We start from the raw sequence: 16932 nt of genomic DNA, 5'->3' as shown, positions 1-16932 counted from the left end.
AGCTGATGAGCAACAGCCCACGCGCCGTCTTTCTCGACCACGCCTCCCTCGACCTCGGCGACCTGGACATGCAGCCACTGCGGCAGGCCTTCGCCGAGCTGACCCTGCATGCCCAGACGCAGCCGGATCAGGTCGCCGAACGCCTGCAGGGCGCCCAGGTCGCCATCAGCAACAAGGTGCCGCTGAACGCCGCCACCTTCGCCGCCTGCTCGGAACTGCAACTGGTGCTGGTCACCGCCACCGGCACCAACAACATCGACCTGCAGGCTGCCCGTGCGCATGGCGTGACCGTCTGCAACTGCCAGGGCTACGGCACCCCTTCCGTGGCCCAGCACACCCTGCTGCTGCTGCTCGCACTGGCCACGCGCCTGCCCGATTACCAGCGCGATATCGCTGCCGGCCGCTGGCAGCAGGCCAGCCAGTTCTGCCTGCTCGCCCATCCCATCGTCGAACTGCAAGGCAAGACCCTCGGCCTGCTCGGCCATGGCGAACTGGGCGGTGCCGTCGCGCGCCTGGCCGAAGCCTTCGGCATGCGCGTGCTGCTCGGCCAGTTGCCCGGCCGCCCCGCACGCGCAGACCGCCTGCCGCTGCACGAACTGCTGCCGCAGGTCGATGCGCTGACCCTGCATTGCCCGCTCAACGAACAGACCCGTAACCTGATCGGCGCCAACGAGCTGGCCCTGATGAAACCGCGCGCCTTTCTGATCAATACCGCACGCGGCGGCCTGGTGGACGAGCAGGCCCTGGCCGATGCCCTGCGCCGTGGCCATCTGGGCGGCGCGGCCTGCGACGTGCTGCTGCACGAGCCGCCGAAAGACGGCAATCCGCTGCTGGCCGCCGACATACCTAGGCTGATCATCACCCCGCATAGCGCCTGGGGCAGCCAGGAAGCGCGCCAGCGCATCGTCACCCAGGTCGTGGAAAATGCCGCCGGTTTCTTCGCCGGTGCACCGCTGCGCGTGGTCGGTTAAGCTGCGCAGCTTTTCAGGCAGGTACTCCCATGGATCCGCGAAGCGAAGTTCTCCTGCGCCAGGCCGAGCTATTCGATGGCGAACTGTTGCTGGCAGGCCTGCCAGCCGACGACCTGCTCGGCGCCCTACCGCAGGCGCACGGCTGGACCTGGCATGCCGGCGATCAGGCGCTCCTGGCCGCGCGCTTTCCCGGTCGCTGCCAGTTCGACGCGCAACTGCCCCCAGGCGACTACCGCGCGGCCGTGCTGTTCCTGCCCAAGTCACGCGAACTGAGCGATTACCTGCTGCAGGCATTGGCCTCGCGCCTGGCCGGGCAACCGCTGTACCTGGTTGGCGAGAAGCGCGGCGGCATCGAACGCGCAGCCAAGCAGCTCGCCGCCTACGGCAAGCCACGCAAGCTGGACAGTGCCCGGCATTGCCAACTGTGGTGCGTGGAGGTCGAGCAGGCGCCGGCACAACCCGATCTGCAGAGCCTGGCCCAAACCTACACCCTGCCCCTGGCCGAAGGCCCACTGGAAGTCGTCACCCTGCCCGGCGTCTTCGCCCATGGTCGCCTGGATCGTGGCAGCGCCCTACTGCTGGAACATCTGCAGCACATACCCAGCGGGCATTTACTGGATTTCGGCTGTGGCGCCGGCGTACTCGGCGCGGTGCTCAAGCGCCGCTATCCAGGCAGCCAGGTGACCTTGCTGGATGTCGATGCCTTTGCCATCGCCAGCAGCCGCCTGACCCTGGCGCGCAACGGCCTGGAAGCCGACGTGATAGCGGGTAGCGGTATCGAATCGGCGCCCGTGGAACTGAGCGCGATCATCAGCAACCCGCCGTTCCACCAGGGCGTGCATACCGACTACCAGGCCAGCGAAAACCTGTTGACCCAGGCCAAACGGCACCTACGCGAGGGCGGCGAACTGCGCCTGGTGGCCAACAGCTTCCTAAAATACTCGCCCCTGATCGAGCGCCACCTCGGCCCCTGCCACACCCTGGCCGAGGCCGAGGGCTTCCGTATCTACAGCGCGCGTCGCTGAATTGGGCTTGCCCCCCACGAGGCGCTTGGGCACAATGGCGCCCGTCCTAGGGGAGTAGTCTCCCGCGAGCGCCCTGCTCGCATGGCATGCGTCAACACACTTGCTCGGCAGAGCATGGCGCCTGCGACCCAAGGTCTCCTCAGAGAGACCTGCGGTTTGACAAGACCTATGACACGCACAACCTCACCCGGGGCGGGAAGGTCGTTCGTGTCATAAGCCGTGTCGACCCGCCCCCTGTAGGAACCCTGATGCTGGAATCCCTGTTCGTCCCCACCGCCATCGTTGCCCTGGCCGAAATCGGCGACAAGACGCAACTGCTCGCATTGCTGCTCGCTGCCCGCTTCCGCCGCCCCTGGCCGATCATCTGGGGCATGGTCGCCGCCACCCTGGCCAACCATTTCGCCGCCGGCGCCATCGGTAACTGGGTCGCCAGTTTCTTCGCCCCTGCCACCCTGAGCTGGATTCTCGCCGCCAGCTTCATCGCCGTGGCCATCTGGACGCTGATTCCGGACAAGCTCGACGATGACGAAGCCTCCAACCTGAAGAAATACGGCCCCTTCCTCACCACCCTGATCGCCTTCTTCCTCGCCGAGATGGGCGACAAGACTCAAGTGGCCACGGTGATGCTGGCCGCGCAGTACCCCCATTTCATCCTGGTGGTGATCGGCACCACGCTGGGCATGCTGCTGGCCAACGTGCCAGTGGTACTGGCCGGCAACTTCGCCGCCGACCGTCTGCCGCTGGCCCTCATCCGTCGCCTGGCAGCCTGCGCCTTCGCCGCCCTGGCGCTGTATGCCGGCTATCAGGCCATGAAACTCAGCGGCCTGATATGACGTCTCGCTGACGTCACTCGACCGTCATTTCGGCCAATTTCCGCCAGCCTCCACGAGATTAAAGTGCCAGCACTTCTACAAGGCTGGCACGCATGGTTCGGGAGATTGCATGTCATCGGAAGACAAGAAAAAAATCGTGCGCCAGCACATCGAGCTTTCATGGAATCGCGGCCATCTGGCCCTCACCGAGCAACTGCACAGCAGCGACTTCATCTACAAGAGCTCCTTCACCGGCCAGGCCCTCGACAGCGCCGGCTTCAGCAAACTGGTGCAGGAAATCCGCCAGGCCATGCCGGACTTGCAGGTCGTGGTCGAGGAATGCATCGGTGAGGGCAACAAGGTCTGCACCTGGTGCACGCTGATTGGCACCATCAGCCGCCCGGCACTGGGTTACCCAGCCAGCGACAGGGTGTTGAGCATTTCCGCCATGGCCTTCTGGACGCTCAACCATGGCAACGAGATCCAGGAAATCTGCACCATGTTCGACATGGAAACCTTCCGCGCCCAACTCGGCCTGAACAACCGCCCGCTGGCGGAAAAAGCGCTGCCCTGAGGCGGCGCCTTTCCCCTCACTCAGTTAGCGTCCGGCTTTGGCTTGCTCGTAAAGCGGCATGACCTTGGGAATCGCCGCCTGCAGCGAAGCGATACGACTGCTGGAGGCCGGGTGCGTGCTCATGAACTCCGGCGGCGCGCTACCGCCGGCCGCTTCCATCTTCCTCCACAGCGAGATCGCGGCATTGGGGTCGTAGCCTGCACGCGCCGCCAGCTCCAGGCCGATCAGATCCGCCTCGTTCTCGTTGGCGCGGCTATTGGGCAGGGTCAGGCTGTATTGCACTACGGTGTCGGCGAGCGCCAGGCTGTCCTCGCCGAGCCCGAGCAAGGCGCTAGCACCCTGCTTGGCCATGGCGATGCCGTAGGCCTTGGACATCGCCTCGCGACTGTGCTCACGCAGGGCATGGGCCATCTCGTGGCCCATGATCGCGGCAATCTCGTCGTCGCTCAGCTTGAGCTTGTCGATGATGCCGGAATAGAAAATGATCTTGCCGCCCGGCCCGCAGTTGGCATTGAGCTCGGGGCTCTTGATCAGGTTGACCTGCCAGTCCCAGTTGGCCGCGTCCGGACGAAAACGCGGCGCTTGCGGAATCAGGCGGTTGGCCACGGCCTGCAGGCGCTTGGCATCCTGACTGGTCTTGTCGAGCAAGCCCTTGCTCGACGCCTCGCTGAGGGTCTGCTGATAGGACTGCGCGTACATCTGGTTGACCTCGTCGGCCGACAGCATGCTGAACATGTATTGCTTGCGCTCGACACCCACCGCACCACCGCTGGTGGTATTGACCGCCTGACAACCCGCCAGCAACAGCGCAGCGGCCAATCCAGTCAAGCTAAGGGACTTGTTCATCCGGGACTCTCCATAAGACCGAGCCCGTATGCTAGGTCGCGTCCTCGGCATGGGCAACCGCAGGATGGTCGAAGGCGATACCGATTCAGCGATAGCCAGTGCAAGGAAATGGATGCTAGATAGCAACAGGCGCTCAGGATTGCTTCTGTGCGGCCGATCTTTGCATAGGCACTATTCGCGTCAGGAGCACTCATGAAATTCAAGTCGATCAAGTTCGCCATCGCTCTGCTCGCAGGCGCCAGCGTGTTGGCTGTCGTTGCGGCTCTGGTGCTCTACTCACTGTTCGCCAGCAACCGTAGCAAGGCCCTGGTCGAGCAACGCACCCACGCCTTGCTGGAGCAAATGATCGAACAACGCCTGGATGCAATGGCCAGGGCGCAGGTCAATGCGATTCAACGCGAACTGGAAGTGCCCCTGCAGATCACCGCCGACCTGGCCCGCGTCAACGCCATGCTGGGCATGAGCGATCGCAACGGCGCGCCACTGCTCAGCATCAGCCGCGAAGAGCTGGCCCACCTGGTGCATGAAACCATGGCACAGAATCCCAAGCTGCTGGGTAGCTATATCGGCTGGGAACCCAATGCCTTCGACGCCAGCGACGACCTCTATGCTGGCAGCAAGGAAAACGGCTATGACGGCACAGGGCGCTTTCTGCCCTGGTGGTTTCGCAATGCCGATGGCAGCCTGGGCCTCGATGCCCTCAACTCCATGGAAAACCAGGATCTACTGCCCACAGGCGTACGCGCAGGTGAGTTCTACCTCTGCCCCAAGGAACGCAAGCGCCCCTGCGTGATCGACCCAGCGCCCTATGAAGTAGGAGGCAGGATGATGATGCTGGCCTCGTTCACCAACCCCATCTTGGTCAATGGCGAGTTCCGTGGCATTGCCGGGGCGGATCTGGCGCTCGATTTCATTCAGGATCTGCTCAAGCAGGCCGATGCCGAACTCTATGACGGTGCCGGCGAGTTAGCGCTGATTGCCAGCAATGGTCGACTGATCGCCTCGACCCAGGCTCCCGACAAACTCGGCGAACCGGCCAGCGTACTGCTCGATGCCAACGAGCTGAGCAATCTCGACAAGCTGCAGCCCGGCCAGCCGCTCTATTCGGTGGATGCCGCAGATGACCCGGAGCATAGCCATATCGAGTTGCTGCTCAGCTTCGGCATCGGCCAGAGCGACGCGCGCTGGGTATTGATGCTGGTGCTACCGATGAACAAGGTGATGGCCGACCTCAACAAGATGCAGGCCGAGCTGGCACAGCAGCGTGATACCGATGCCATGGGCATGACCCTGGTCGGCCTGCTGATCGCCGCCGCCGGCCTGCTGGCGATCTGGCTGGTGGCCCTCGGCATCAGCCGCCCGCTGCGGCAGATGGTGGGCATGCTGGATGACATCGCCAAGGGTGAGGGTGACCTCACCGTGCGCCTGCAGGTGAACCGCGCCGACGAGCTGGGGCAGATCGCCCAGGGCTTCAACGCCTTCCTGAGCAAACTGCAGAGCATGATCGCCCAGGTGGTGACCTCGGTACAGAAAGTCAGCGACTCCTCCGAACACACCGCCGATATCGCCATCCGCACCAATCAGGGCATTCAGAAGCAACTGGCGGAAATCGAGCTGGTGGCCACCGCCGTGCATGAAATGACCGCCACCGCCCAGGATGTGGCGCGCAACGCCAACCAGGCAGCGGAAGCGGCCAATCACGCCGACCAGGCCGCCAGCCAGGGTAAGCAGGTGGTGCAGCAGACCTCGGCGGCCATCGCCGCCCTGGCCGGCGAGATCGGCCGCGCCGTCGGAGTGGTGCAGAACCTGGCCAAGGACAGCGAGAACATCAACGCCATCCTCGTTGCCATCCGTGGCATCGCCGAACAGACCAACCTGCTGGCTCTCAATGCCGCCATCGAAGCCGCCCGTGCCGGCGAACAGGGCCGTGGCTTCGCCGTGGTCGCCGACGAGGTGCGCAACCTGGCGCAGAAAACCCAGCAGGCCACCGAAGAAATCCAGAGCATGATCCAGCAGCTCCAGCAGGGCACCCGTGAAGTGGTCAAGGTCATGGAGCAGAGCCAGGATAGAACCGACGACAGCGTCGAGCGCGCCAACCAGGCCGCCACCTCGCTTGAAGCCATCACCCAGGCCGTGTCGGTGATCAACGACATGAACAACCAGATCGCCAGCGCCGCCGAGGAACAAAGCGCCGTGGCCGAAGACATCAACCGCAACGTGAGCAATATCGGCCAGGTCGCCAACGAGGTGGCCTGCGGCGCCGACGAAGCCAGCCAGGCCAGCAGCGAGCTGACCAAGCTAGCCGAACAGCAGCGCCGCCTGATCAACCAGTTCAGGGTCTAGCTCGCCGCGGGTTCAGGCGGGCGTCAGGCACTCCGGCGCATCCAGCTTGGGGTCGTTGACCAGGGTGGCCAGGGCGCGCTCGCGCAGCACGCCTGGCGGCCTGTTCAACAGCGCTTGCAGCGCCTGTGGCGAAGCCTGCGGATCCAGCCACAGCGCCTGCTCCTCGTTGCTGAGGATCAGCGGGCGGCGTTGCGAAGCCGCCGCACAGGTGACCAGCGCCAGGCTCAGGTATTCGTGCCCGGTCACCGGGTAACGTTCCCACAGCCCAGCGAAATACAGGATCGACGCCTCGCTGGTGACCCAGTAAGGCCGCTTGCGCCCCGCCCCGCGCCACTCGTAGAAACCATTGGCCGGAATCAGGCAACGGCGCTCGCGAAACGCTTCGCGGAACATCGGCTGGCTGGCCAGGCTCTCGGCCCGCGCATGTGCCGGGCTCTTCGACAGATCCTCGAGCCAGGCCGGCGTCAGCCCCCAACGCCCGCGCGCCACTTCCTGCCCATCCTTGCCGGCACGCAGCATCAGCACCTGACTGCCAGGCGCCAGATTCCAGTGCGGTTGCTGATCATCGGGAAAGCCGGGCAGCGCGGCGAAGGCCGGCGACCAGCGAAACAGGGCGTAACGTCCACACATGAGAGGGCTCGACAGACAGAGGGCGTATCAGCACAGCAACACGCCCTGGAACGACTCCGGCTCGTCGCCGGGCAAAGGCTGCGCGGCATTGTACTCGGCGATCAGCGCACGCGCCCGCTCGGCCTCGGCATCAGCGACCATCAACCCCAGCAGCCCACAGGCCGGCAACTCCCCGACCGCCCCAGCCAGGTGCTCGCCGAGCAGATGCGCGGCCACGCCCTCGCTGGCCAGCATGTCCACCAGCAGTTGGGCTTCCAGCAGATTTTCCGGCTCGTAGATTCGCTGCATCAGTCATTCTCCGCGCGCACGTCCAGCGTCCAGTATTCACCGTCGGTACGCAACTCGAACTCGATGGGCCGGCAGCACACCGGGCAATCCTCGATGTAGGCCTGATCACCGGCAGACAGGTCGAGCACCGTCTCCACCGGCTCCCCACAGTAAGGGCAGGTATAGGCCTCGGTTTCCAGCATCGCGGCCTCCTTGTGACTTGGCGCTATAATCGCCGGTCTATTGCTGATCCTGCCTGGCAGGCTTGCACACCTTCTAACCATAGCCGTTCCAGAACAAGAGAGCATGATGGGCGTATTCGATGCCATCCGACCTTATGCCGATGACGAAGTGCGCCCCGTACTGGCGCGCCTGCTCGCCGACCCGGCGTTTCTCGGTACCCTCACCCGTTTCCGTTTCCCCCGCCTGGCCGGGCCGCTGGGCTGGCTGCTCAAGCCGCTGATCGCCGCACGCCTGCGCACCGAGCTGGCCGGGATCGACTCGGTGCGCAAGCTGCAGGAGAAGATCGAGCCCTACCTCGACCGCAGCATCGAGCAGGCCACCGACGGCATCACCTATTCCGGGCTGGACGGCCTGCAGGCAGGCAAGCCCTATCTGTACCTGGCCAACCACCGTGACATCGTCATGGATCCGGCCTTCGTCAACTACGCCGTCTACCATGCCGGCCTGCAGACACCCCGCATCGCCATCGGCGACAACCTGCTGCAGCGCCCCTTCGTCAGTGACCTGATGCGCCTGAACAAGAGCTTCATCGTGCATCGCTCGATCAGCAACCGCCGCGAGAAGCTGGCGGCGTACCAGTTGCTCTCGGCCTATATCAATCACTCGATTCTCGAAGATGGCGAGTCGATCTGGATCGCCCAGGCCGAAGGCCGTGCCAAGGACGGTGACGACCGCACCGACTCGGCCATCCTCAAGATGTTCCATATGAGCCGCAAGGAGGCGCCGTTCGCCGAGGTCATCGACTCGCTCAACCTGATCCCGGTTTCGATCAGCTACGAGTACGACCCCTGCGACCAGGCCAAGGCGCGTGAGCTGTGCATCCGTGCCGCCACCGGCAGCTACACCAAGGCTCCGGGCGAGGACGACGCCAGCATCGCCCTCGGCATCACCGGCTACAAGGGCCGTGTGCACCTGCACTTCGGCGCGCCGGTGACAGGCTTCGAGGACAGCAAGCAACTGGCCCAGGAGATGGATCGGCGGATTCTCGGCCACTACCGCCTGTTCCCGGTGCACTACCTGGCCTACGCCATGTGGCAGGAGCGCGACCCCGCGCTGAACGTACCCGAGGCCCGCGAGCTGTTCGGCGCCGCCGAACTGGCCGAAGCAGAGGCCGAATGGCGCAAGCGCCTGGCCGCCTGCAGCGCAGAGGAAAAACCCTACCTGATCCTGCAGTACGCCAATCCGGTGCGTAATCAGTACCGGATCAAGGCCGGCCTGCCTCTCTGACGACTGGCGCAAACGCAGAACGGCAGCCCGAGGGCTGCCGTTCTTCGTCAGGCTCGCCGGATCACAAGCGCGTGCTGTACCACGACAGCAACAGCGCGCCCGCCAGGCACGACGCACCGAACTGGTAGAAGAAGCGATTGATGCGCTGGGTGCGCGCATCGAAGCCATCACCCACCTCCTGCTCGTCACCCTCGGTCAGCAGGCGCGCCAGACTGCGTTGTTCGCGCAGGCGGGTCATCATCCACAGCCAGCCGCCGGCCACTGCGAAGAACAGCGCCAGGCCATTGATTGCCATGGCGGGATAAGCGAGCAACAACGCCCAGAAGGCCTGTAGAGACATGCCACTAAACCTCGATGACTACATCGGTGCAACCACGGCTCAGGCGCACCAAAACGGGGAAATTCCGCATGCAACGGGCACCAAGGCCCCTTCCGTACAGCGGCGCAAAACGTCACGCAGTCTACTGAAAAGCCGCTTTTAGATAGATCCTTTCCGACGAACGTAAGCGGCTATCACCAATTCGTCTGAAAACCGTCATGAGACTGGCCTAGGGTTTGAATCACTTGAAGTGACTCAACAGTCATGACCGTGCCCAAGCGCACCTCAACGTCCCAGGAGGACACCACCATGCTCAACCCGCAACCTATGGATCGTGATTACCTGATCGACTCGCTGGATGAAGTGGAAGCCGTGGTCGACGAACTGTCTTTCAACGTACAAGACCAGCACTGGCTGGTGTATTGCGCCCTGGGCGGTCATGAACACTATGACCTGCCGGACATCGACAACCGCACCGGCATGAGCCTGCCTGAGATGTATCAGGAAGCGGCCTGATAGCCCTGCCCGCAAAACGCGCAAATGAAAACGCCCCGCGATGCGGGGCGTTTGCGTTTCTGCGCGCTGTTATTGAGACAGAATCTGCCCGATGGTCGGATCCTTGAAGGCGCGGGTCAGCGCATCGCTGAGCACGTCGCTGACCAGCTTGGTGTTGGTCTGCTGGTTCGGCGCCGTACCGAAACGCTGGTTGAGCGACGCCCCGTAACGGCCGGTATAGCGACGGGTGGCGTTCTGTACGTCAGCACGGATGGAGGCAGAGATATCGGCCTCGGTCACGTACAACCCCTCCTTGGGCGACTGGTACTTGAGATCGGCCAGGGTGATGGTCAGTTGCGGGGCGTTGTAGGCATTGGGCGATGGGGTGAAGCCAAGCAGACGTACCGCTGCCTCGGCCTCGGCCTGCAGTTTCGGCAGCACGTGCTCGCTACTGACGCTGATGGCACTGGTTTCCGGATACAGGCCGCCACGGGTGCCGAGCACCGGCGAGGAACGACCATCGACCACCCGTACCACCACCGGCTGCCCTTGACCGACCGGGGTCAGCGAACTGGTGAGCTTGGGTTGCGGGGTGAGTTGCTGAGGGCTGAGGGCACAACCGGCCAGGGTCAGGCTGGCGGCGGCAAGCAGGGCGAACAACGCACGATGCAGCATGCTCGATCTCTCCGAGAGGGGTGGCAAGAAAGTGGCAGGCAGTATACCCACAGGGGGCGGGTGCCAACAGCCATGCGCGCAGCATCCGACCACCCAGCGCACATGGCGGTTCCTGTCATCAGGCTGTCACCCACCTCCGGCATAAAATGCGGACAGCCATTATTCAGGATGTTCGCCATGCTGTCCCTGCGCCGCCTGTTCAACCCACGCAAGCCCCTGCGCCACTTCGCCCTGCTGGATGCGCAAGGCATCTGCCGCGCCTTGCGTCAGTGCGAGCAATCGCCAGAAGGCGGTCGCTGGGTGGAAGTCAGCGAATCACGCATGTCCTGGCTCGGCAGCACGCTGCCTGCCAGCGCTCGCCTGATGCCCGCCAGCCGGCAGGCGCGAGCCGCCAGCCCGCTGGCCGCCTGACCGAATCGAGAATAAAAGTCACGCTGGACGCTCAATTTCGCTTCATTCATCGCTATAATCACGCCCCGATTATAAGGACGCCTCCTGATCGGGCCGCAGCATCCCGCCGATGCAACATTCTCGGCTTCCCCTCTCAGAGAGTCGCCCACTTCGAGCTGCCATCCGGTAGCCGCTCTCAGCCCCCCACCTATAGCGCCTGCACCTGTGCGAACTCAGGATGCGCAGGCTGAAACAGGCCGGAGCTGACGAGCTTTTGAGGTTCGCCGTTCCAAAAGAACGCGATAAAACGGGTTTAACAACTTCACAAGAGTGTGGCGAAGACATGAACGAACGTGCGTCTGTTGAAATGAGCCTTGACCCTCCCCATCACTTGGCCAGGCCTAGCGCCTGAGCCCACGGCATGCCACGGCAGGCCAGTAGGCCGGCCCATCTGGTGCAGTATTTCTTGGAGAGAGGTTAATGGCGCATAACGATTACCAAAGCGTAGATGTGGTGCTGGTTGGCGCCGGCATCATGAGTGCGACCCTGGGCGTGCTGCTCAAGGAGCTCGATCCCGGTCTCACCCTGGAGGTGCTGGAGCTGCGCGAGTCTGGCGCGGTGGAAAGCTCCAACCCCTGGAACAACGCAGGTACCGGTCATGCCGCCCTGTGCGAACTGAACTACACCCCGGAAGGCGCCGATGGCAGCATCGACATCAAGAAGTCGGTGACCATCAACACCCAGTTCGAGGAATCCAAGCAGTTCTGGGCCTACCTGGTGGAGAAAGGCGCGATCCACTCGCCGAAATCCTTCATCAACCCAGTGCCGCACATGAGCTTCGTGCGTGGCAACAAGGGTATCGCCTTCCTCAAGAAGCGCTTCGAGGCACTGCGTCAGCACCATGCCTTCGAGCACATGGAATACACCGAGGATCGCGCCACCATCGACGCCTGGACGCCGCTGCTGCTGCCTGGCCGCGACCCCAGCGAGCCGCTGGCCATGACTCGCGTGGAAGCCGGCACCGACGTCAACTTCGGCGCAGTCACCGAGCAGATGCTCGACTACCTGACCACCCTGCCCAATGCCAAGGTCACCTGCAATCAGAAGGTCACCGACCTCGAGCGTGACGGCGACGGCTGGCTGGTGGACATCAAGGACACCCGCTCCGGCGCCACGCGCAAGCTCAAGAGCCGCTTCGTCTTCCTCGGCGCTGGTGGCGGTGCGCTGCCGTTGCTGCAGCTCTCCGGTATTCCGGAAGGCAAGGGCTTCGGCGGCTTCCCGGTGAGCGGCCAATGGCTGCGCTGCGACAACCCGGAAATCGTCAAGCAGCACCAGGCCAAGGTCTACAGCCAGGCCGCCGTGGGCTCGCCGCCCATGTCCGTGCCGCACCTCGACACCCGCGTGGTCGACGGCAAGAAATCCCTGCTGTTCGGCCCCTACGCCGGCTTCACCACCAAGTTCCTCAAGCACGGTTCGTTCATGGATCTGCCGCTGTCGGTACGCCCCAACAACCTCGGCCCGATGCTGGCGGTGGCGCGCGACAACATGGACTTGACCCGCTACCTGATCAAGGAAGTGATGCAGTCCGAAGCCAAGCGCCTGGAAACCCTGCGCGGCTTCTACCCCGAGGCCAAGGCCGAGGACTGGCGTCTGGAAGTGGCCGGTCAGCGCGTGCAGATCATCAAGAAGGATCCGAAGAAAGGCGGCATCCTGCAGTTCGGCACCGAGCTGGTGGCCGCCGCGGACGGCAGCATCGCTGCCCTGCTCGGCGCCTCACCGGGTGCCTCGGTGACCGTGTCGATCATGCTCGACCTGATCCATCGCTGCTTCCCGCAGCAGGCCAAGAGCGAAAGCTGGACGAGCAAGCTGGACGAGATCTTCCCGGCCCTGGCCGACGTCCTGGCCAAGGACGCCGAGCGTTACCGTGAAGTGCAGGCACAATCGAACCAGCGCCTGCAGTTGGACGTGCCCAGCGCCTGATCGGCCCGCATGAAAAAACCGCCCTTCGGGGCGGTTTTTTATTTAGACGTAGAGTGCGCCCGTCCCATGCCCGCACTGGTGCGCACAGCGCACCCTACGGCTACTACAAGCGCATCAGGGCTTGCCCCAAGGCAGGATCGGGATGGCGGTCACCGCGTTCTGCGGGCTGCCTTCGATCACCCGGTCGCTGTAGACCAGATACACCAGGGTATTGCGTTTCTGATCGAAGAAGCGCACCACCTGCATGGTCTTGAACACCAGCGAGGTGCGCTCCTTGAACACCTCTTCGCCATCCTCAAGCTTGCCCTTGAAGGCGATGGGGCCAACCTGGCGGCAGGCGATGGAAGCCTCGGCGCGATCTTCGGCCAGGCCCAAGCCGCCCTTCACCCCGCCGGTCTTGGCCCGCGACAGGTAGCAGGTCACGCCCTCGACCTTGGGATCGTCGAAGGCCTCGACGACGATCTTGTCGTTCGGCCCCAGCCACTTGAATACCGTCGACACCTCGCCGATGGTCTCGGCCAGCGCCAGGCTGGGCAGCACCAGCAGGCTCAGCACACATCCCTTGAACAGACGCATCTCAGGCTCCTCCGCTTGAAAATAATCAGACCAGGATCAGGTTATCCCGATGCACCAGCTCGGGCTCATCCACATAGCCCAGCAATTTCTCGATGGCATCGGACGATTGACCGATGATCTTCTGCGACTCCAGTGCGCTGTAGTTGGCCAGGCCACGGGCGATCTCACGGCCCTGCTGATCGACGCAGACCACCATCTCGCCACGGCGGAAGCTGCCCTGCACGGCTTTCACACCCACCGGCAGCAGGCTCTTGTGATCCTGCTTGAGCGCCTTGACCGCACCGGCGTCCAGCACCAGGGTGCCACGGGTCTGCAGATGGCCGGCCAGCCACTGTTTGCGCGCCGCCAGCAGGCCACGCTCGGGCGCCAGCAAGGTGCCCAGGCGCTCGCCAGCCTTGAGCCGCGCCAGCACCTGTTCGATGGCACCGCCGACTATCACCGTATGCGCACCGGAGCGTGCCGCCAAGCGTGAGGCGCGCAGCTTGGTCTGCATGCCGCCACGGCCCAGGGCACCACCCACGCCTCCGGCCACGGCGTCCAGCGCCGGGTCGTCGGCGCGCGCTTCGGAAATCAGCTCGGCATCGGGATGGTGGCGCGGGTCGGCGTTGTACATGCCGTCGCGGTCGGTAAGGATCACCAGCAGGTCGGCTTCCACCAGGTTGGCCACCAGTGCGGCCAGGGTATCGTTGTCGCCGAAACGGATTTCGTCGGTGACCACGGTGTCGTTCTCGTTGATCACCGGGATCACGTCGAGATTGACCAGGGTGCGCAAGGTGCTGCGCGCGTTGAGGTAGCGCTTGCGGTCGGACAGGTCATCGTGAGTCAGGAGAATCTGCGCGGTACGCCGGTTGTGCTCGGCGAAGCTCGATTCCCAGGCCTGCACCAGAGCCATCTGGCCGATGGCGGCAGCGGCCTGCAGCTCGTGCATTGCACTCGGTCGGTTAGTCCAGCCCAGGCGGCTCATGCCGGCCGCCACCGCGCCGGAGGACACCAGCACCAGCTCCACGCCCTGCTCGCGCAGTGCGACCATCTGCCTGACCCACACCGCCATGGCGGCACGATCCAGGCCACGCCCATCGGCGGTCAGCAGCGCACTGCCGATCTTCACCACCCAGCGCTTCGCGCCGGTCACCTTGTCACGCATGATCTTCCAACCTTAGCCAGAAAACGATGGGTTCCAACCCACCTACAAAAACGCCGCAATTAAGCGGCGTTGGAAATTTGCTTAATCCCGGACGTAGATGATTTCCGGGCCGTCGTCGTCTTCATCATCGAAGAAGTCGTCGTCCTCGTCGATATCATCGACACTGCGCACACCCGATTTACGCAACGCTCGCTGATCATCCATGGCCTGCAGACGGGCCCGTGCCTCGTCCTCAATGCGCTGATCCAGCTCGGCCAACTGCTCGGCGAAGAGCGGATCCTCGGCGATGCGCTCACCGCGCACTTCCAGGTAATGCATGATGTCGCGGCAGATACGCTCGGTGCCGTCGCGGCTGATGGCCGACACCACGTACACCGGACCTTGCCAATTCAAGCGGGCGACGATATCGGCCTTGCGCGCCTCGCGCTCTTCTTCGGGAATCTGATCCATCTTGTTCAGCACCAGCCAGCGATCCCGCTCGGCCAGCGCCGGGCTGAAACGCGCCAGCTCTTCGATGATCACCTGTGCGGCTTCGGCCGGATCGCTCTCGTCCAGCGGCGCCATGTCCACCAGGTGCAGCAGCAGGCGGGTACGCGCCAGGTGCTTGAGGAAGCGAATACCCAGGCCAGCACCTTCCGATGCGCCTTCGATCAGGCCGGGAATGTCGGCGACGACGAAGCTCTTGAAGCGGTCGACGCTGACCACGCCCAGGTTCGGCACCAGGGTGGTGAAGGGGTAATCGGCCACCTTCGGCTTGGCCGCCGACACAGCACGGATGAAGGTGCTCTTGCCAGCATTGGGCAAGCCCAGCAGGCCGACGTCGGCCAGCACCTTCAGCTCCAGCTTGAGATCACGCTGATCCCCCGGCTTGCCCGGCGTGGTCTGCCGTGGCGCGCGGTTGGTGCTGGACTTGAAGCGGGTGTTGCCCAGGCCGTGCCAGCCGCCCTGGGCGACCATCAGACGCTGACCGGGCTTGACCAGATCACCGATGACCTCCTGGGTGGCGACGTCGATCACCGTGGTGCCCACCGGCACCGGCAGGATCAGATCCTCACCCTTGGCCCCAGTGCAATCGGTGCTGCCGCCTTTCTCGCCGTTCTGGGCGAAGAATTTGCGGGTGTAGCGGTAGTCGATCAGGGTGTTGAGGTTCTCGTCGGCCTCGAGAAACACCGAGCCGCCGTCGCCACCATCGCCCCCGTTGGGGCCACCCTTCTCGATGAACTTCTCGCGGCGGAAGCTCATCATGCCGTTACCGCCGTCACCGGCTTTTACAAATATCGATACTTCGTCGACGAATTTCATCAGTCTGCCTCCCGCGTCATCAGCGGGCTGGGGGAACGCTTGCCGAATCATCCAGAACTAGCGGATTGGGCAAGCGCACCAAAGATACACAAACGAAAAAAACGCCTGGAGCGTTTTTTAACGTCGCCTGCGACGGCCCGCAGGGTTGCCGCCAAGGCCGGTTTTTGCTCCTGCAAAACCGGCATTTCCGCCATCCCTGGCGGTCAGATGGCGGGCCAATAAAAAAGCCCCGTCCTACGGACAGGGCTTTTCCAGCGCGTAGGCGATTAGGCCTGAACGACGCTCACGTAGCGACGGCCGAAAGCGCCCTTCACTTCGAACTTGATCACGCCTTCGACTTTGGCGAAGAGGGTGTGATCCTTGCCCATGCCCACGCCGACGCCGGCATGGAACTGGGTGCCGCGCTGACGCACGATGATGTTGCCGGCCTTGATGACCTGACCACCGTACATCTTCACGCCAAGGCGTTTACTTTCGGAATCGCGGCCGTTACGGGTAGAACCGCCAGCTTTTTTGTGTGCCATGAGTCAATACTCCTATAAAGGGATCGGGGCCGACGAATCAGGCCTGGATGCCGGTGATTTTGATCTCAGTGAACCACTGACGGTGGCCCTGACGCTTCATGTGGTGCTTACGACGGCGGAACTTGATGATGCGAACCTTGTCGTGACGGCCTTGCGAAACGACTTCGGCGACCACTTTGGCACCGTCTACGACCGGGGCGCCGATCTTGACGTCGTCGCCATTGGCAACCAGCAGAACGCGATCGAAGGTGATGGCTTCACCGGTGGCGACTTCGAGTTTCTCGACTTTCAGGAACTCGCCTTCGGCAACCTTGTATTGCTTGCCACCGGTAACAATTACTGCGTACATGGTAAATCTCCGTTGATCCTGCTCACCCAGCGCTTTAGAAGCATGATTATTGGCTGGCATGGCTGCTCGGGGCCGGAAGTGACACCCTTGCAATTGCGTAAGGCAGGGAAATGCCCAGGGGGAAGTTCAGGGTGCGCGATTGTACGCAAGCGGCAGGCAAGCTGCAAGCTGCAAGCTGCAAGCTGCAAGCTGCAAGCTGCAAGCTGCAAGCTGCAAGCTGCAAGCTGCAAGCTGCAAGCT

The 16932-nt window shown here is 63.5% G+C and carries 21 protein-coding genes and 1 pseudogene; 11 read left to right on the top strand and 11 right to left on the bottom strand.

Translation table 11 applies throughout. The features are described 5' to 3' along the window. The first annotated feature begins 5 nt into the window (after positions 1-5). The 4 genes from ACSVIK_RS16015 (at position 6) to ACSVIK_RS16000 (ending at position 3382) form a co-directional block, all read left to right on the top strand. A complete protein-coding gene (locus tag ACSVIK_RS16015; RefSeq protein WP_442445252.1) occupies positions 6-971 on the top strand; it encodes a 2-hydroxyacid dehydrogenase in 966 nt (321 codons plus the stop codon). Between the two features lie 29 nt (positions 972-1000). After that, on the top strand, positions 1001-1996 hold the full coding sequence (locus tag ACSVIK_RS16010) for a methyltransferase (protein ID WP_442445251.1): 996 nt from the start codon (positions 1001-1003) through the stop codon (positions 1994-1996). Between the two features lie 251 nt (positions 1997-2247). Continuing rightward, positions 2248-2829: a TMEM165/GDT1 family protein gene (locus tag ACSVIK_RS16005; protein ID WP_442445301.1), complete on the top strand. Its 582-nt coding sequence runs from the start codon at positions 2248-2250 to the stop codon at positions 2827-2829. 109 nt (positions 2830-2938) lie between these two features. Beyond that, positions 2939-3382, top strand: a complete 444-nt coding sequence (locus ACSVIK_RS16000; protein ID WP_442445250.1) for a ketosteroid isomerase-related protein — start codon at positions 2939-2941, stop codon at positions 3380-3382. A gap of 24 nt (positions 3383-3406) precedes the next feature. Here ACSVIK_RS16000 and ACSVIK_RS15995 read toward each other — a convergent pair whose 3' ends face one another. Continuing rightward, positions 3407-4228: a M48 family metallopeptidase gene (locus tag ACSVIK_RS15995; RefSeq protein WP_442445249.1), complete on the bottom strand. Its 822-nt coding sequence runs from the start codon at positions 4226-4228 to the stop codon at positions 3407-3409. Between the two features lie 192 nt (positions 4229-4420). On the opposite strand from ACSVIK_RS15995, the pseudogene ACSVIK_RS15990 reads away from it, so the two are divergent. Both ACSVIK_RS15990 and ACSVIK_RS15985 read left to right on the top strand, forming a co-directional pair. Next, a pseudogene (locus ACSVIK_RS15990) lies at positions 4421-5713 on the top strand (HAMP domain-containing protein); the annotation flags it as partial. Positions 5714-5728: 15 nt separating this feature from the next. Continuing rightward, a complete protein-coding gene (locus tag ACSVIK_RS15985; protein WP_442445300.1) occupies positions 5729-6571 on the top strand; it encodes a methyl-accepting chemotaxis protein in 843 nt (280 codons plus the stop codon). Positions 6572-6583: 12 nt separating this feature from the next. Here the strand turns inward: ACSVIK_RS15985 and ACSVIK_RS15980 are convergent, their stop codons facing one another. Genes ACSVIK_RS15980 through ACSVIK_RS15970 form a run of 3 tightly spaced genes read right to left on the bottom strand, consistent with a single transcriptional unit; the run spans position 6584 to position 7671 of the window. After that, entirely contained in the window at positions 6584-7201 is a 618-nt protein-coding gene (locus ACSVIK_RS15980; RefSeq protein ID WP_442445248.1) for an SOS response-associated peptidase, read from the bottom strand. A 27-nt stretch (positions 7202-7228) separates the two neighbouring features. Beyond that, positions 7229-7489 (bottom strand): putative signal transducing protein, encoded by a 261-nt coding sequence (locus ACSVIK_RS15975; protein ID WP_442445247.1) that lies wholly within the window; start codon positions 7487-7489, stop codon positions 7229-7231. Beyond that, positions 7489-7671: a CPXCG motif-containing cysteine-rich protein gene (locus ACSVIK_RS15970; protein ID WP_442445246.1), complete on the bottom strand. Its 183-nt coding sequence runs from the start codon at positions 7669-7671 to the stop codon at positions 7489-7491. Before ACSVIK_RS15970 ends, ACSVIK_RS15975 begins: the two co-directional genes overlap by 1 nt. Before the next feature lie 103 nt (positions 7672-7774). On the opposite strand from ACSVIK_RS15970, the gene ACSVIK_RS15965 reads away from it, so the two are divergent. After that, positions 7775-8938 (top strand): 1-acyl-sn-glycerol-3-phosphate acyltransferase, encoded by a 1164-nt coding sequence (locus ACSVIK_RS15965; protein ID WP_442445245.1) that lies wholly within the window; start codon positions 7775-7777, stop codon positions 8936-8938. Between the two features lie 61 nt (positions 8939-8999). On the opposite strand, the gene ACSVIK_RS15960 is transcribed toward ACSVIK_RS15965, so the two are convergent. Continuing rightward, positions 9000-9278: a hypothetical protein gene (locus ACSVIK_RS15960; RefSeq protein ID WP_442445244.1), complete on the bottom strand. Its 279-nt coding sequence runs from the start codon at positions 9276-9278 to the stop codon at positions 9000-9002. 288 nt (positions 9279-9566) lie between these two features. Here ACSVIK_RS15960 and ACSVIK_RS15955 point away from each other — a divergent pair, with 288 nt between their 5' ends. Then, a complete protein-coding gene (locus ACSVIK_RS15955) occupies positions 9567-9773 on the top strand; it encodes a hypothetical protein (RefSeq protein ID WP_442445299.1) in 207 nt (68 codons plus the stop codon). Positions 9774-9842: 69 nt separating this feature from the next. Here the strand turns inward: ACSVIK_RS15955 and ACSVIK_RS15950 are convergent, their stop codons facing one another. After that, a complete protein-coding gene (locus ACSVIK_RS15950) occupies positions 9843-10427 on the bottom strand; it encodes a YajG family lipoprotein (RefSeq protein WP_442445243.1) in 585 nt (194 codons plus the stop codon). A gap of 177 nt (positions 10428-10604) precedes the next feature. Between ACSVIK_RS15950 and ACSVIK_RS15945 the strand changes: the two genes are divergently transcribed. Together ACSVIK_RS15945 and mqo are read left to right on the top strand one after the other, a co-directional pair. Next, positions 10605-10838: a hypothetical protein gene (locus ACSVIK_RS15945; protein ID WP_442445242.1), complete on the top strand. Its 234-nt coding sequence runs from the start codon at positions 10605-10607 to the stop codon at positions 10836-10838. A 459-nt stretch (positions 10839-11297) separates the two neighbouring features. Further along, complete coding sequence (mqo, locus tag ACSVIK_RS15940; protein ID WP_442445241.1) at positions 11298-12797, top strand: malate dehydrogenase (quinone); 1500 nt, start codon at positions 11298-11300, stop codon at positions 12795-12797. Between the two features lie 114 nt (positions 12798-12911). Here the strand turns inward: mqo and ACSVIK_RS15935 are convergent, their stop codons facing one another. The 5 genes from ACSVIK_RS15935 to rplU all read right to left on the bottom strand — a co-directional run bounded on the left by ACSVIK_RS15935 (position 12912) and on the right by rplU (position 16692). Next, positions 12912-13373: a CreA family protein gene (locus tag ACSVIK_RS15935; RefSeq protein WP_442445240.1), complete on the bottom strand. Its 462-nt coding sequence runs from the start codon at positions 13371-13373 to the stop codon at positions 12912-12914. Between the two features lie 25 nt (positions 13374-13398). After that, positions 13399-14517: a glutamate 5-kinase gene (gene proB / locus ACSVIK_RS15930; RefSeq protein ID WP_442445239.1), complete on the bottom strand. Its 1119-nt coding sequence runs from the start codon at positions 14515-14517 to the stop codon at positions 13399-13401. Positions 14518-14598: 81 nt separating this feature from the next. After that, the gene (gene cgtA / locus ACSVIK_RS15925; protein WP_442445238.1) at positions 14599-15819 is read right to left on the bottom strand and encodes an Obg family GTPase CgtA; all 1221 of its coding nucleotides are present in this window, start codon (positions 15817-15819) and stop codon (positions 14599-14601) included. Between the two features lie 266 nt (positions 15820-16085). Further along, positions 16086-16343 (bottom strand): 50S ribosomal protein L27, encoded by a 258-nt coding sequence (rpmA, locus tag ACSVIK_RS15920; RefSeq protein WP_268181504.1) that lies wholly within the window; start codon positions 16341-16343, stop codon positions 16086-16088. 37 nt (positions 16344-16380) lie between these two features. Next, the gene (rplU, locus tag ACSVIK_RS15915; RefSeq protein ID WP_159973539.1) at positions 16381-16692 is read right to left on the bottom strand and encodes a 50S ribosomal protein L21; all 312 of its coding nucleotides are present in this window, start codon (positions 16690-16692) and stop codon (positions 16381-16383) included. Positions 16693-16704: 12 nt separating this feature from the next. Here rplU and ACSVIK_RS15910 point away from each other — a divergent pair. After that, the coding region (locus tag ACSVIK_RS15910; protein WP_442445237.1) for a hypothetical protein at positions 16705-16932 on the top strand (228 nt) is incomplete at its 3' end.

The sequence above is a fragment of the Pseudomonas sp. NCHU5216 genome, from assembly GCF_052156495.1.
In the GTDB taxonomy this organism is placed as follows: Bacteria; Pseudomonadota; Gammaproteobacteria; order Pseudomonadales; family Pseudomonadaceae; genus Aquipseudomonas.
Note: the sequence above shows the minus strand (reverse complement) of the source record. Positions and strands in the feature narration are given on the sequence as shown.